The following is a 15,269-nucleotide window of genomic DNA, read 5'->3' on the forward strand; positions in this document are numbered from 1 at the left end:
AACTCCGTAAACATAATCGAGAAAGTCAATGGAAGCCTCAAGATATAAAAGCATCTTGTCGCGAGTGGGATTGTTTTGTGCAATTTTGCTCCTGTCTGGATGTCAGTCTGCTTTGCTGGATCCCAAGGGCCTAGTAGGAGTGCGTGAGAAAGAGTTGATCATTACCTCTCTTCTCTTGATGTTGATTGTTGTTATCCCTGTGATTTTAATGACAATTTACTTCGCCTATAAATACCGTGCTAGCAATACCGAAGTTGAATACGCTCCTGAGTGGTCTCACTCAACTAAGATCGAGTTGGTTGTTTGGACAATTCCAATCATCATCATTGCGATTTTGGCTGTGATTACTTGGCGTTCAACTCACGAACTAGAACCGTCTGTGCCTCTGAAAAGTGACATCGAACCAATCACAATTGAAGTGGTTTCACTGGATTGGAAATGGTTGTTCATCTACCCAGAACAAAAAATCGCTACGGTTAACTACGTTGCTTTCCCTAAAGATGTTCCTGTTACGTTCAAAATTACGTCTGACAACATCATGAACTCTTTCTTTATTCCTCGTTTAGGTAGTCAAATTTACGCTATGCCTGGCATGGTTACTCGTCTGCACCTAATTGCTAACCATGAGGGAGAGTACAAGGGAATATCGTCGAGCTATAGCGGCGAAGGTTTCTCACACATGAAATTTGTCGCTAATGCGCTACCAGACGAGCAAAGCTTCGATGAGTGGGTTAGTGAAGTGAAGAAACAACCATCCATGCTACACGCTTTCAGTGATTACCAAGCACTTGCAGAGCCAAGTGAAAACGTTCCGGTGACTTACTACTCTCATATCCCACAAGACTTATTTGAGTCGGTTGTAATGCAACATATGGGTTCACTCAATATGGGTGAAGAAGAGTCTCAACACAGTCACATGGACATGGCAGAACATAAAGGGTAACAGACGATGTTTGGAAGACTTACATTAGACTCCATTCCATATCATGAGCCAATTATCATGATCACTATGGCAGTGATCGCGGTAGTTGGCCTTGCTGTTGTTGCTACCATCACTCGTATGGGCAAATGGCAATACCTTTGGAATGAGTGGTTTACATCTGTAGACCATAAAAAGCTTGGCTTTATGTACATTGCCGTAGCGATGATCATGTTACTTCGTGGTTTCGCTGATGCGGTGATGATGCGTAGCCAACAGCTACTCTCATCAGCGGGTGAAGCAGGTTATCTGCCTCAGCACCACTATGACCAAATCTTTACTGCGCATGGCGTGATCATGATTTTCTTTGTGGCAATGCCGCTCATCATTGGTTTGATGAACATCATTGTTCCATTGCAAATTGGTGCTCGTGACGTTGCGTATCCATTTTTGAACAACTTAAGTTTCTGGTTGTTTATTGTGGGTGTGATTTTGACCAACCTTTCTCTTGCTGTAGGTGAGTTTGGCCGCACAGGCTGGCTAGCTTATCCACCTCTGTCTGGTATTGATGCCAGTCCGGGAGTAGGGGTTGATTATTGGATATGGGCACTGCAAATTTCTGGTGTCGGTACTACGTTATCAGGCGTGAACTTCTTCGCGACCATTCTACGTATGCGTACACCAAGCATGCCATTGATGAAGATGCCAGTCTTCACATGGGCATCGCTATGTTCGAATATCCTTATCATTATTTCGTTCCCAATTTTAACGGTTACCATCGCGCTTCTAACGCTGGATCGTTACCTAGGAATGCACTTCTTTACCAATGACATGGGCGGCAACATGATGATGTATGTCAACCTGATTTGGGCATGGGGTCACCCTGAGGTTTACATCCTAGTGTTACCTGTATTCGGTGTGTTCTCAGAAGTGACTGCGACATTTTCTCGTAAGAAATTGTTCGGTTATACGTCACTGGTATGGGCAACGATCGTCATTACTATCCTTGCATTCGTTGTTTGGTTACACCACTTCTTTACTATGGGTGGCGGTGCGAACGTAAACGCCTTCTTTGGTATCGCAACCATGATCATCTCAATCCCAACAGGGGTTAAGATTTTCAACTGGTTGTTCACCATGTACAAAGGCCGTATTAAGTTCACGACGCCAATGATGTGGACTGTTGGCTTCCTGATCTCATTTACGATTGGTGGCATGACAGGCGTACTGATGGCAGTACCGGGTGCAGACTTCGTACTGCATAACTCAGTATTCCTAATCGCGCACTTCCACAACGTAATTATCGGTGGTGTAGTATTCGGCTGTTTCGCTGCAATTACTTACTGGTTCCCGAAAGCGACAGGTTTCATGCTTGATGAGACTTGGGGTAAACGTGCTTACTGGTGTTGGATCACAGGTTTCATCCTAGCATTCCTACCACTATACGCACTGGGCTTTATGGGTATGACTCGTCGTATCAGCCAAAACCTAGATCCAGAATTCTTCCCACTCCTTGCAGTGGCAGCATTCGGTACTGCAATTATTGCTGTTGGCGTACTGTGTCAGTTCATCCAGTTCTACGTAAGTATCCGTGACCGTCACCTTAACCCAGATGTGACTGGCGACCCGTGGGATGGCCGTACGTTTGAGTGGGCGACATCTTCTCCACCTCCGTTCTATAACTTCGCTGTGATTCCAAAAGGCGATGAGCTGGATGCATTCTGGTACCAAAAAGAACGTGGTGAACACGACATCAACAAAGAAGTGGACTATCAACCAATCCATATGCCAAAGAACACACCGACAGGTATGTACATTTCAGCATTTGCATTGATTTTCGGTTTCGCGATGATTTGGTACATCTGGTGGCTGGCGGCAGTAAGCTTCTTCGGTATTGTTGTGACTGCAATTAAGCACAGCTTTAACGAAGACATTGACTACTACGTACAACCAGAAGAGATCCGAGCGATTGAAGAGGCTCACCGTCAGCGTGTAGCACAAGCGAAAGGTCAAGTTACTGGTCAACAGCAAGACGACAACGATAACGATATGGAGGTGACTTATGCACGCTAATACTCATGATGCACATGATCACCACGATACCGGTGGTCTGAAACTGTTTGGTTTCTGGATTTACCTGATGAGCGACTGTGTACTGTTTGCGAGCTTATTCGCAACGTACGCAGTACTAGCAAACGCTACAGCCGGTGGACCAGACGCAAAAGAGCTGTTTGAACTGCCATTCGTATTCGTTGAAACCATGATGCTGCTGTTCAGTAGTATTACTTTTGGTTTCGGCATGATTGCGATGAAGCGCAAAGACATCGCAGCTCTTAAACGTTGGTTAGCGATTACTTTCGTTCTCGGTGCTGGTTTCATTGCGATGGAATTGTACGAGTTCCACCACTTGATCGCTGAAGGCGCAAGCCCTCAACGCAGTGCGTTCCTATCAGCGTTCTTCACGCTAGTTGGTACGCACGGTCTACACGTTAGCTTTGGTTTGATCTGGTTGGCAGTATGTTACTGGCAGCTATCTACTAAAGGCTTGAACGAAATGATGGAAACACGCTTTAACTGCTTGAGCTTGTTCTGGCACTTCCTCGACATCGTTTGGATCTGCGTATTCACCATCGTTTACCTAGTGGGGGTTATGTAATGAGCAACCAACATTTAGATAGCGCGAAGAGCGACTACGTAAAAGGCTTTATTGCGTCACTCATCCTGACCATTATTCCGTTCTACTTTGTTGCGACTCAAAGTCTGCCAAAAGACATCACATACGCAATCCTATTCGGTTGTGCTGTGATTCAAGTGATTGTGCACTTCATCTACTTCCTCCACATGGAAATTAAGACGGATGAAGGCAAGTGGAACTTTGTTTCCTTGATGTTCACGGCCATCGTTGTACTGATCTTGATTGCTGGTTCAATCTGGATCATGTGGAACCTTAACGTCAACATGATGATGTAGGTTGAAATGATCAGAGGTTACCTATCAATCACTAAGCCGGGCATTATCATCGGCAATTTGATCTCTGTGGCTGCGGGGTATTTCCTCGCGGCTAAATCAGAAGCTGCGGATGGACTCTTACTATTGTGTACCTTAGCGGGTGTAGCGATGGTGATTGCGTCTGGCTGCGTGGTAAACAATATTTTCGATCGCGATATTGATTTGAAAATGGATAGAACTCGTGGCCGTTTGTTGGCTCAGGGTGACATCAATATCGATCATGCGTTCGTGTTTGCCATCGTACTACTGCTAGCGGGAACAGCCTTGCTCTATGGTATGGCGAATCCGTTATCGGCAGTGGTGGTGTTATTGGGTTATGTGTTCTACGTATTCTTTTACACCATGTGGTACAAACGCAACTCAGTGTATGGAACTCTGATCGGTAGCGTATCTGGTGCCGTACCACCACTGGTCGGTTACCTTGCGGTGACAAACTACATCAGCTTGGAAGCAGTTTTGCTGTTTGCATTGTTCTGTCTTTGGCAGATGCCGCATTCCTATGCGATTGCAATGTTTCGCATGCAAGACTACAAAAATGCAGGCATCCCTGTGTTGCCTGTAGTGTCTGGCATCGAAAAGGCTCGTAAACACATGATCGCTTATGTTGTTGCGTTCAACCTTGTGGCGTTAGCCCTATTCCTGCTAGGAAATGGCGGTTATGAATACTTGGTTGTGGCTGCAGGCGTATGTTTCATGTGGACACAAGTGACCTTTAAAAAGGTTACTGAAGAAAACTATGTTGAATGGTCAAAAGCGGTATTCAAAGTGTCGCTACTGGTTGTTATGGGAATCAGCACGGTTTTGGGCGTGGAGCTTATTCCATTTTCAATTTAGTCTTCCTATAAAGAAAACCCGTCACAAGCTCAAAGGCACCTTTTAAGGTGCCTTTTCTTTAAAATAAGTGGATTTTCTTGGATAAGTACAACAGGGTGGTTCGAGAACTGTCTACGTCAAAAAGCACTAATAGAAGAAAAAGAACGACTATAAAAGAGGTTATTACATAGTACCAACTTTCCTGTTGAGGCAACTTTTTTGGGGTACTCTGTAATTGCTGATTACTTGGCGTGTTTTGATCTTCTAATTCATTGTCAATATGAGTAGTTTCAATGTGTTTTACGGATTCTACTTTCCCAATGAATTTATAACCTACTCGGGGTTCAGTAACGATGAATCTAGGTCTTTTAATTGAATCACCTAAACTTTTACGTAGAGACGAGATAGCTTGTGTTAGGCTGGAGTCATCAACTTTCAATCCACGTTGCTTCCAAACGAATTGATAAATACTGTCTCTGCTAATAACTCTATTGGGATTTTTTATCATTAACCTTAGAATGCGAAACTCATTTTCTCCAAGGACATAAGTTTCATTTTCTTTATTAGTTAAAGAACGTTCTGAATAATCTAATGTTAATTCAGAATTAATGCAGATTTTATCCTGTACTATTTCCATATAAAAGACATCTATAAAAAATCAGAAAGTAAAATAATAAAATTAATATCACTTTTGATATTTTAAAAACGAAATTTATAAAATATCAAAAGTAAAATTTATCTATTTTACTAAATAAAATATGAATGCACAGCTTCAATTTAGCTAGATAAGATCTGTGCATTCAATACCTGAGAGTATATGGATTAACCAAAACACTTAGTTTCTGCTTTCGCGGGCATTAAAGTGATAATCTAGATTCACTATTGCACGGTACTCAATAACGCCACGATCTGTTGCAATCTCTTGAATCGCTACTTGGCTATCGTCAATGACAATATCGTTTACTGAGTTATAAGTCCATAGAGACAATTCATTGCGGAGTTGTGAATTATTCATATCTTTTAATGCATCTGATAGATCAAATCCAGCGCCATAAGCTTCGGATTTTGTTTGGTAGTTGTCAGTTTTAAAAGAACTTGTTTGATTCACTGTAAAAGTGGAAGCAAAAACAGAAGAAGTTAATAGAATGCCAGTTGTTAGTACAATTAATTTTTTCATGATACTTTCCTTTTGAATGTAACTTATATTAGTAATTTGATTTTGGTTGAGCTATAGGTAAGAAAATAAAATAGTAAGTTGTTTTTCCAATTATTTAGGGAACATTTATTCCCTTTTAATAGGCTTATTTTATTTCCATCTCTCTTGCTGTGGTTTAAGTATCACCTGTGTTTAATTTCAACACAATGGAGACTATGTTGAATCATAATCTTCAAAATGTTCATAATAGGATTACGTAAAAATCTGAAGCTTTAAGTTGGTGCAAGCGGAACAATAAGAAAAGGCACCATGAAGGTGCCTTTTCTGTTATTCAGTTAAACAGCAAGCTGATAACTTACTGTTATCAAAGTCTTTTACTGAAAAGTCAATTAATGCACGAACTTTTTTTGGTATTACTTTGCCGTTTAAATACACAGCACATATAGGCAGTGTGTTCATCTTGAAATCTGAAAGCAGTCTAACGAGCTGTTCACTATCATCACCTCTGTTTTTCTGCAAAATGAAGCTAGGGCATAAAGATATTCCCAATCCATTTAGAGCCCAACTTTTTGCTATACGGGCATTGTTAACCGTAAAGTTGCGTGGTGGATGGATAACATGTTCTTCATCGTCTTTAAGGAAGACCCATCTGTTAGCTTCGCGCATATTCGTATCTAGGATACAAATATGATTTTCCAATTCTTTCGGTGTCTTTGGTTCCCCGTAACGATCTAAGTATTTTCGCCCTGCCACCAGCACACTTGTTATGGTTCCAAGTTTACGAACTCTAAGCGTATTGAGATCTGGGGAACCGATACGAAAGGCGATATCAAACCCTTCAGCAGCCAAATCCACATGTGAATCGCTTAACCTTAAGTCTATAGATAAGTTGGGATGCAACTGTGCAAAACGACTGATCATGTCGTTAATGTACATTTCGCCAAAGGTTACAGGGGCAGAGATACGAAGCAGTCCGGTTAGTCCTTTCGCATCCTCTGAAGCCCTACCTAACAAATCATCCAATTCCGATATTAAAGCGGGTGCTCGGGCTAATAGTTCTTCGCCTTGTGGGGTGAGTCCTACTTGACGGGTGGTTCTCTGTAATAAGCGTGCGCCAATTTTATCTTCCAGTTGTGCAACATATTTAGATGTTAAGCGATTAGATATACCTAATCGATTTGCTGCCTCAGTAAATGACCCTGTTTGCGCTGTAATCACAAATGCCTTTAAACCATCGATAACATCCATATTCAACCCCAATTAAGAACATAACGTTGTAATTAATTCCTTATAATCTCCATTGTGAAGAAAAGCAACCAGAGTGATACTGATTCCACAGCGAAACAACTTCGAAATAAACATCAGATAGGAATTGGAGAAATAATTATGAACATCGCAATCATCGGTTCTGGCAACATTGGCTCTGGTCTAGCGCTCACTTTTAGCCAAACGTCATACAGCGTATCAATCGCTTCAAGAAATGAAGAATCAGCTCAGGCGGTAGCAAAAAAGATAGAGAAAGAAAATGTTAAAGCTTTAAGCATTACAGAAGCAATCAATGCGGCTGATGTGGTAATTTTAGCGACACCTTATGATGCTGTTAGCTCACTCGCTCATTCTGCTGATTTTTCAGGAAAGATTGTTATCGATGTAACCAACCCAGTAAAAGCGGATTTTTCTGGTTTAAGTGTTGGTTTCGATACCTCTGCTGCAGAAGAGATTCAAAAACTGTTGCCTCAAGCGAGCGTAGTTAAGGCATTTAATACAGTTTTTGCTCAAGTTTATGAGCAGGGTTTGGATTTTGGTGGTCGTAAAGCGCAGGCTTTTGTTGCCGCTAATGATGACGTAGCGAAACAAACAGTTCTTACACTTGCAAAAGAGGCAGGGTTTGATGCTGTTGACTCTGGCGCACTGACAAACGCTCGTTATCTTGAACCATTGGCTTATATGAATATCCATTTTGGCTACATGCTAGGTAAAGGTACTCAGATCATCCCTGCTTGGTTGTCTCGCTAAAAATAATCTTTTTTAAAAATGCCAAGAGTAATCCTCTTGGCATTTTTTATTAATAAAATTATACGATTACGAACGTTTATTGGAGTGGGGCTGACTTGCTAGCTATAGTTGGTATTAGCGAATCAGAGATATAAACGACAATAAAGGTGGGCTTATGTTACGACATTTAATCACTCTGCTGGCGGTGGGCTTGATGAGTTTTGGCGTTACTGCCAGAGATATCAAGTACGGTGGTATTTCAGGTTTGAGTGAGGATTCTCTAGGATTCGCTGTTCTTAAATTGGCTTTAGAAAAAACCAATTCTGACTATCAAGTAATCGTAGATAAGAATGTTGTTACACCCGGTAGAGTACTTTTCATGCTTGAAAATGGTCAGATTGATATCACTGATGGAGGCTTCTCTCCTGGCGCTGCTGAGTTATTTGAACCCGTTTATTTGCCGATTGATATGGGATTGAGCGGGTGGAGAATATTTCTCACCCATAAAGATACTTACGGTTCTTTAAGCTCAGTCGGAACGATTGACGATTTAAAAACTTTTACGCTAGGGCAGGGGCAAGGATGGTATGACACCGATATTCTTCAACATGCGGGTTTTCATGTTGTTTCTGCACCTAAGCTCAGTAATCTGTTTGGAATGGTTGAAGTTAAAAGATTCGATTTGTTGCCTTTAGGCGCTAGCGAAGCCTATGAGTTACAAAGAACATTTGGAGAGCAATACAGCGACTTGGTGGTCGACGATAGAATCGTATTGGTATACCCATTTGGCCGATTCTTCTATCTAAGAAAATCAGATACCGAGCTCAAACAGATCATTGAAACGGGGATGAACAAAGCATTAGACGATGGAAGCTTGATGGCCGTGATAAAGTCGCATCCTTTTTCTCGAGATGCTTTTGAAAAAGCAGATTTGAAAAACAGAGTACGTCTACAAATAGAGACACCAAACCTTACTGAAGGGTTTAAGTCGATAGACCCTAAGTGGTGGTATGCCCCTTAACTCGAATTAGCCAAGTAACTCTGTTTATCGACAATTCATGGGTGTTCAGATATTTAATTAGAGTGTGAACAACCCGATATGCTATACTCCGCCTCCAAATTTTATGTAAGGACTAAATCCATGAGTCTGAAGAACGACATTCAACAACTGAACAATCGCATCGATACTTGCCGTCACAAGTTGGATGCAGCGAAGACTCGCGGCGATAGTGCGATGATTACTAAATTTACCGATGACATCGATAGACTGACTAAGCAGCTAAAAAGCTTGAAACACAAGGTCGAGTACGATCTCAATAAAGAACGCAAAGAGTTATCGGATATGGCTTTCTCTCGTGAAATTACTAAAGAAGAGCAAGCAGATTTAGGTAAGCTTAAAAAACGCGTGAAAGGGCTAGTGCTTGTTCACCCAATGACGAAAATTGGCAAAGCCATGCGCATTGAAGTGATGACAGGTTTCGCGCCAAAACCTTTCTAATTGCGGAAAGACAAAAGAAAAGATACAAAAAGAGCCAGCATTTGCTGGCTCTTTGCATTTTTATCGGATCAATAACCCATCAGCTGTAACAGATTTTCCGCGGTGTGAACCGCTTCTTTACGGTTAGCGATGTTGAGTTTCTGATACAAATTGCGGATGTGCGTCTTGATGGTGGTTCCTGCCACATCCAGTTCCTGTGCAATTTGCTCATTGCTAAAACCGGAATAGATTAAACCAAGTACCTGCCATTCACGTTGGGTTAGCGGGCTAGTACGTACTAACTCCGGAATGTTCGGGTGATTGATGAGTTTTTCTACAAACTCTTCATCAAAATGGACAGATCGGCTGCGTTGAGTAGTCGAAATCTCTTTCATCAATTGCTGAGCACGATGACGTTCCAAATCACCAAGTTCACCACGCTGAATCAGTTTTTCTAGTACGTGCCCAACTTTAGCTCCATCGATAAGGAAGTTGCCAACCATGCCGGTTTGGTTAGTGAGTGCTAACGCTTGCTTTAGCTTTTCACGCGCCAGCTCTTCTTTGCCAAGTGTTGTCGAAAGAATCGATTCAACAATCAGGTTGCGGTTGATATCAGTGATCAACTGGTATTTCTTCGCTTCTTCCTGCATGAAGTCTAACGTCTGTTGTGCTTCATCCATCATGCCCATATTGATCTGTGCTCGGGCAATATTTCGCCATTGAAGCTGCGAGAAGTGGTTACACGCTTTTTCTGGTCGAGTTGACGTATTTAACCACCCTTGAATTGAATCCAAATCACCGCGTGCTTGCCAGTAAAGTAACAGAGAGAGCGATGCATTTGCTGTCCAGTCGACGTGGTAGCTAGACTGTTTCATCAAGTGCAGTATTTGCTCGATGAAGCGGCTTGCTTTGTCCAGTTCGCCTCGGCCAACAGAGATCCGTGCCAACATTGAATAGCTGTGCAGGTGCTTACTTGGTGAGTGGTTGCCGAGTACATCTAAACCTTTGTACGCACACTCTTCTGCTTCATCTAAACGGTTCCAGCACCAAAGAATCTGTGCGCGGACACGTAGCAGGAATTCATGCAGAGGAAGCTGATGAAGTTGGTGTTCTTCAATCAACTTGAATGCATTGTCCTGTACTTCGTAAGCAGCTTGAACATAACCTTGGGCAATCAGAATCTCGCTCTGTTGTAACAACGCCCACAATGCTTGATGGTAAACCTGATATTGGCGTGCCAGTTTTTCAGTCTGCTGCATCATTGGCAGTGCACGGCTTAATTGACCTAATACGTGGTTTACTTCACCTACAACCGACGTTGCCACGATTCGACTGCGATAGATGGTGTTGTCTAACTGGCTTAAAGCCAATTCAGCTAATTCCAACGCCTTTTCAGGTTCATTTTGGTTGATAGCGACCTGAGCGCGCAATGCATTGAACTCGCCTTGTTCTTTACTGGAAAGTTCAACATTGAGCTTACTCATCTCTTCGTCAGCTTTAGAGAGCAGCGCACCTACATCGTTGTATCTGTGTTGGCTTTGAGCAAGCCATGCTTGAAGCATGCAAAGTTTTGGGTCGCTATAAAGCTGAGTTGGCGAAAGCGTGTTGATGGAAGATTCCAACATCTCCAACTCGCCTTGGTTGAACATACTCCAGCCGTGTTTACTTAAAATGGTTGCTAGCAAATCGGTATCTTGAGCGATTTTCGCATGCCGTAGTGCTTGGTGAGGGTTAGACATTTCTAACCAAGCGTGCGCCGCTTCGCGATGGAGATCGTGTTCTTGCTGTGGAATACGCGCCAAACGCTGGTGGGCAAGGAATTCGCCAAACAAATTGTGAAAGCGATACCAGTTGTGTTCACCTTCAAGAGGGTAGATAAACAAGCCAAAGCGGTTTAGCGATTCAATCATACTGAGTGCATCATCACGTTTGGTGAGTGCCGTGACGAGATTGTCGTTAAAGTGCTCCAACACGGAACATTGCATCAAGAACTGGCGAGTTTCGTTATCCAGAAGGTCAAACACCTCTTCAACCAAGTAATCCCATAAGTGCGCGTGATTGAACTGGGAAACAGACTCTGCACTTTGCTCCAGCGTACGTTTTTGATACTGCGCTTGAAGAGCAATCAACTGCAACGCTGAAGGCCAGCCTTCTACGTAATCACGTAAGCTGTTTGCAGTGGTATCGTCTACGCCGTCAGTGACGCGTTGATTAAAGAAACGCGTCGTCTCTTCTGTATCGAAAGCCAGTAGTTCGTTACCGATTTCAATCATCAAATCGCGCACACGCAAGTTTGCTGTACCCAGTGGTGGCGCTGCGCGGCTAGTAACCACCAGAGTCATGTTATCTGGCATGTGTTTGATGAAAAAACGCATCGCTTCATGAATATCGTCATCAGAGAGCAGATGGTAGTCATCCAGAACGACATAACACTCTTGGTGGTAGTGCGCCATTTCGGTAAACACTTCACTAAATAGAGAGTGAATCGAGGAGAACTGACGTTTTTCAGCCAGTTTTTGTGCATTCGGGCAGCTTTGATCGGTCGCTTTATTGATCGCTTGCAGGAAATAGTTCAAGAAGCGAAAAGGATCGTTGTCACTGTCATCAATGCTGTACCAACCAACATTCGGTTTGTCTGCCAGCCATTGTGCGGCCATGGTGGTTTTTCCATAACCTGCTGGAGAGCGGAAAAGCACGAGCTTATAACAAGTCGCGTTGTGCAAAATGTCCAGCACTCTTGGACGAACAATCGCGTTGTGCAGACGGCCGGGGCGCGTCAGTTTAGAAGGTATCCACATGCTTGATTTCCCTTCGATCAAATATTAGGTGGTTGAAACAGAGATCTCTGTCACTTTTATGGCGATGATGTTACTTGATGTTTTTCACTACGTTTATTGATCCCTTTCGCGAATTTCGCACGATTCACATTCTGGAGCTGACTACGCCCTAAATTTGTGATCTTGGTCAATAAAAATAGTTGTCACTTAGTTCGTTTAAAGGGTGGGGTATACGAGATTTAATGAAAATTGCGTAAAAAAAGAAGTTTTAATGTGACGGAGTATACATTATGAGCAAAAGGATCAGCGCTTAAATCTACTAGCTACATAAACCACGTCTAAGGTTATTGAGGCAGTCGTTGTGATCTCAATCACTCAGAGCCTCGCGTATTAGACAATCAATGAGAGATTGATCACTACGACTTAAGTGCTACACCCTCTACGCCCTTACTCCTCCTCCTAACTTCATGACAACTTGGGAGGATGTTTACATTTTATTGTCGGGGCAGGATATGGCACAGATGGATTAGAACTGATAAGTGAGATTTCTCGATGAAACCTACGCAACAGAAAACGTTTGATAAAGCTGCGTTCCAAGCGAACGTTAAGCGCAACCTAACCGCGACATACGCGACTACGGTTGAACATGCTTCTAGCCGCTCTTGGTATTTGGCTATGGGTCATGCACTAGCAGAATTAACAACGTTCGACATGCTTGAAACAGAGCAAGACGAGCGCATCGTAAACGCAAAAAGTTTGAACTACCTGTCTCTAGAGTTCCTAATTGGCCGCTTGACGGGTAACAACCTCATCAGCATGGGGCTTTATGAGCAGATTTCTGAAGCGATGGCGGAGTTAGGTCAGAACCTATCGGATCTCCTTGAAGAAGAGCGCGACCCTTCATTGGGTAACGGCGGTTTGGGTCGTCTTGCGGCATGTTTTATGGATTCATGTGCAGCTCAAGAATACCCAACAGTGGGTTACGGTCTGCACTATGAGTACGGTTTGTTCAAACAGTCATTTGAGCAAGGCCATCAAAAAGAAGCACCAGACGCTTGGTGTGGTATCGAAGGTTACCCTTGGGAAATTGCACGCCCAGAACTGAAACAAGAAATCGGTTTCTATGGTCACGTTGAAGTGATTCATGAAAACGGTAAAGAAGTGCGTAAATGGGTTCCGGGTATGATGGTACAGGCTATGCCTTGGGATCTACCAATCGTTGGTTACCAAAGTGATACGGTTTACCCACTACGCCTTTGGGAATGCCGCGCTATCGCACCTTTCTCATTAGAAAGCTTTAACAACGGTAACTACTTTGAAGCTCAGCACGCACTGATTGATGCGGGCAACATTACTAAAGTGCTTTACCCGAACGATAACCACGAGAAAGGTAAAACACTACGTTTGATGCAACAGTATTTCCATAGTGCTGCGTCTGTACGCGATATTTTGCGCCGCCACGAAGGTGCAGGTTTTGCGCTGGAAGATCTACCGAAGAAAGAGACCATTCAGCTTAACGATACTCACCCAACCATCGCTATTCCTGAATTGATGCGTATTTTGGTGGATGAACGTGGTCTATCTTGGGAAGCGGCTTGGAGCATCTGTGCTAAGACATTTGCTTATACCAACCATACTTTGTTACCAGAAGCGCTAGAAACATGGAGCGAGTCGTTGATTCAACGTCTGTTACCTCGCCACATGGAAATCATTTACGAAATCAACCACCGCTTTATGCAGGAAGTGCGTGCGAAATGGCCTGGTGATGTAGCTAAACAGCAAAAGCTGTCCATCATCGAAGAAGGCTTCCACCGTATGGTGCGCATGGCAAACCTTTGTGTGGTAGGTTCATACGCGGTGAACGGTGTAGCCGCTTTACACTCAGAGCTGGTTAAACGTGACCTATTCCCTGAGTTCAACGAACTTTACCCAGGTCGTCTACAAAACGTGACCAACGGTATTACTCCACGCCGTTGGCTGAAATTCTGTAACCCAGCGCTGTCAGCACTGATCTCCGAAAAAATCGGTGACGATTGGCCAGCTGATCTCGACAAACTCGAAGCGATTTCTCAATACGCTGATGATGCTAAGTTCCAAAAGCAATTCATGGCGGTGAAGAAAGAGAACAAAGAGCGTTTAGCGAACTGGGTAAAAGAGAACATGGGTATCGATCTTGATACAAATGCGATCTTCGACGTACAGATCAAACGTTTGCACGAGTACAAACGTCAGCACCTAAACATGCTGCACATTCTTTCTCTTTACCACCGCATCATCAACGATCCGTCGTTCGATATGCACCCTCGCGTGGTGTTCTTTGCTGCGAAAGCGGCGCCGGGCTACCACCTAGCGAAAGAGATCATCTTTGCGTTGAACAAGATTGCAGAGAAAGTGAACAATGATCCACGTATCGGCAACAAACTGAAAGTGGTGTTCATTCCTGATTACCGCGTAAGTATGGCTGAGATCATCATCCCAGCGGCAGATGTTTCTGAGCAAATCTCTACCGCGGGTAAAGAAGCATCAGGTACAGGTAACATGAAGATGGCACTTAACGGTGCTCTGACTATCGGTACGATGGATGGTGCAAACGTTGAAATTCGTGAAGAAGTTGGCGATGACAACATCTACATCTTCGGCCTAGAAGTAGACGGTGTAGAGTCACTCAAAGCAAGCGGTTACAACCCTTACGACTACTACAATGCTGACCCATTACTTAAAGCATCGATGGAACTGCTGATGTCTGATGAATTCACTCCGGGTGAACCAGCAAGACTTCGTACCACTTACGATAGCTTACTGAATGGCGGTGACCCATATCTTGTACTGGCTGACTTTGCATCCTATGTGAAGGCGCATGAAGACATGGATAAGCAATACCGAGATCAAGCGGGATGGGCGAAGAAGGCAATATTGAACACCGCGCTGGTGGGCAAATTCAGCTCCGACCGTAGTATTCGCGATTACGTGAATAACATTTGGAAGCTTGAAGCCGTTAAACGTTAATAGCAACTCCCAAACAGCCAAGGTGAAAGCCTTGGCTGACTGGCTTCAGTCATGAGCGAATAAAGTTAACCGCAAACTTTAGCTATAAGCCAAAACTAACCGTTAACTTTATTTGTT

13 protein-coding genes are annotated in these 15,269 nt (G+C 43.4%); 9 read left to right on the forward strand and 4 right to left on the reverse strand.

What is annotated here, in order from left to right; genetic code table 11:
- Positions 1-28 precede the first annotated feature (28 nt).
- From cyoA to cyoE, 5 genes are read left to right on the forward strand one after another with little or no spacing between them, the layout of a single operon-like run.
- The gene (gene cyoA, locus ACOSVQ_RS15315) at positions 29-943 is read left to right on the forward strand and encodes a ubiquinol oxidase subunit II (RefSeq protein ID WP_491983369.1); all 915 of its coding nucleotides are present in this window, start codon (positions 29-31) and stop codon (positions 941-943) included.
- Positions 944-949: 6 nt separating this feature from the next.
- Positions 950-2,992: a cytochrome o ubiquinol oxidase subunit I gene (cyoB, locus tag ACOSVQ_RS15320; RefSeq protein ID WP_491983370.1), complete on the forward strand. Its 2,043-nt coding sequence runs from the start codon at positions 950-952 to the stop codon at positions 2,990-2,992.
- On the forward strand, positions 2,982-3,575 hold the full coding sequence (gene cyoC / locus ACOSVQ_RS15325; RefSeq protein WP_165313335.1) for a cytochrome o ubiquinol oxidase subunit III: 594 nt from the start codon (positions 2,982-2,984) through the stop codon (positions 3,573-3,575). Before cyoB ends, cyoC begins: the two co-directional genes overlap by 11 nt.
- Complete coding sequence (gene cyoD / locus ACOSVQ_RS15330; protein WP_165313334.1) at positions 3,575-3,889, forward strand: cytochrome o ubiquinol oxidase subunit IV; 315 nt, start codon at positions 3,575-3,577, stop codon at positions 3,887-3,889. Before cyoC ends, cyoD begins: the two co-directional genes overlap by 1 nt.
- A gap of 6 nt (positions 3,890-3,895) precedes the next feature.
- Complete coding sequence (gene cyoE, locus ACOSVQ_RS15335; protein WP_491983371.1) at positions 3,896-4,762, forward strand: heme o synthase; 867 nt, start codon at positions 3,896-3,898, stop codon at positions 4,760-4,762.
- 58 nt (positions 4,763-4,820) lie between these two features.
- On the opposite strand, the gene ACOSVQ_RS15340 is transcribed toward cyoE, so the two are convergent.
- The 3 genes from ACOSVQ_RS15340 to ACOSVQ_RS15350 all read right to left on the reverse strand — a co-directional run bounded on the left by ACOSVQ_RS15340 (position 4,821) and on the right by ACOSVQ_RS15350 (position 7,145).
- Entirely contained in the window at positions 4,821-5,378 is a 558-nt protein-coding gene (locus tag ACOSVQ_RS15340; protein ID WP_491983372.1) for a winged helix-turn-helix domain-containing protein, read from the reverse strand.
- A 198-nt stretch (positions 5,379-5,576) separates the two neighbouring features.
- Positions 5,577-5,918, reverse strand: coding sequence for a DUF3316 domain-containing protein (locus ACOSVQ_RS15345; protein WP_491983373.1), 342 nt, complete (start codon positions 5,916-5,918; stop codon positions 5,577-5,579).
- 306 nt (positions 5,919-6,224) lie between these two features.
- Positions 6,225-7,145 (reverse strand): LysR family transcriptional regulator, encoded by a 921-nt coding sequence (locus tag ACOSVQ_RS15350; protein ID WP_491983374.1) that lies wholly within the window; start codon positions 7,143-7,145, stop codon positions 6,225-6,227.
- A 51-nt stretch (positions 7,146-7,196) separates the two neighbouring features.
- Between ACOSVQ_RS15350 and ACOSVQ_RS15355 the strand changes: the two genes are divergently transcribed.
- From ACOSVQ_RS15355 to ACOSVQ_RS15365, 3 genes are all read left to right on the forward strand, one after another.
- Complete coding sequence (locus ACOSVQ_RS15355; protein WP_491983396.1) at positions 7,197-7,913, forward strand: NADPH-dependent F420 reductase; 717 nt, start codon at positions 7,197-7,199, stop codon at positions 7,911-7,913.
- 154 nt (positions 7,914-8,067) lie between these two features.
- On the forward strand, positions 8,068-8,913 hold the full coding sequence (locus ACOSVQ_RS15360) for a hypothetical protein (protein WP_491983375.1): 846 nt from the start codon (positions 8,068-8,070) through the stop codon (positions 8,911-8,913).
- Positions 8,914-9,033: 120 nt separating this feature from the next.
- Positions 9,034-9,390, forward strand: coding sequence for a YibL family ribosome-associated protein (locus ACOSVQ_RS15365; protein ID WP_491983377.1), 357 nt, complete (start codon positions 9,034-9,036; stop codon positions 9,388-9,390).
- 68 nt (positions 9,391-9,458) lie between these two features.
- Here the strand turns inward: ACOSVQ_RS15365 and malT are convergent, their stop codons facing one another.
- Positions 9,459-12,167: an HTH-type transcriptional regulator MalT gene (malT, locus tag ACOSVQ_RS15370; RefSeq protein WP_491983378.1), complete on the reverse strand. Its 2,709-nt coding sequence runs from the start codon at positions 12,165-12,167 to the stop codon at positions 9,459-9,461.
- A gap of 531 nt (positions 12,168-12,698) precedes the next feature.
- On the opposite strand from malT, the gene ACOSVQ_RS15375 reads away from it, so the two are divergent.
- Positions 12,699-15,152: a glycogen/starch/alpha-glucan phosphorylase gene (locus ACOSVQ_RS15375; RefSeq protein ID WP_491983379.1), complete on the forward strand. Its 2,454-nt coding sequence runs from the start codon at positions 12,699-12,701 to the stop codon at positions 15,150-15,152.
- The last annotated feature ends 117 nt before the right edge of the window (positions 15,153-15,269 follow it).

The sequence above is a fragment of the Vibrio sp. HM8-C genome (assembly GCF_058630515.1).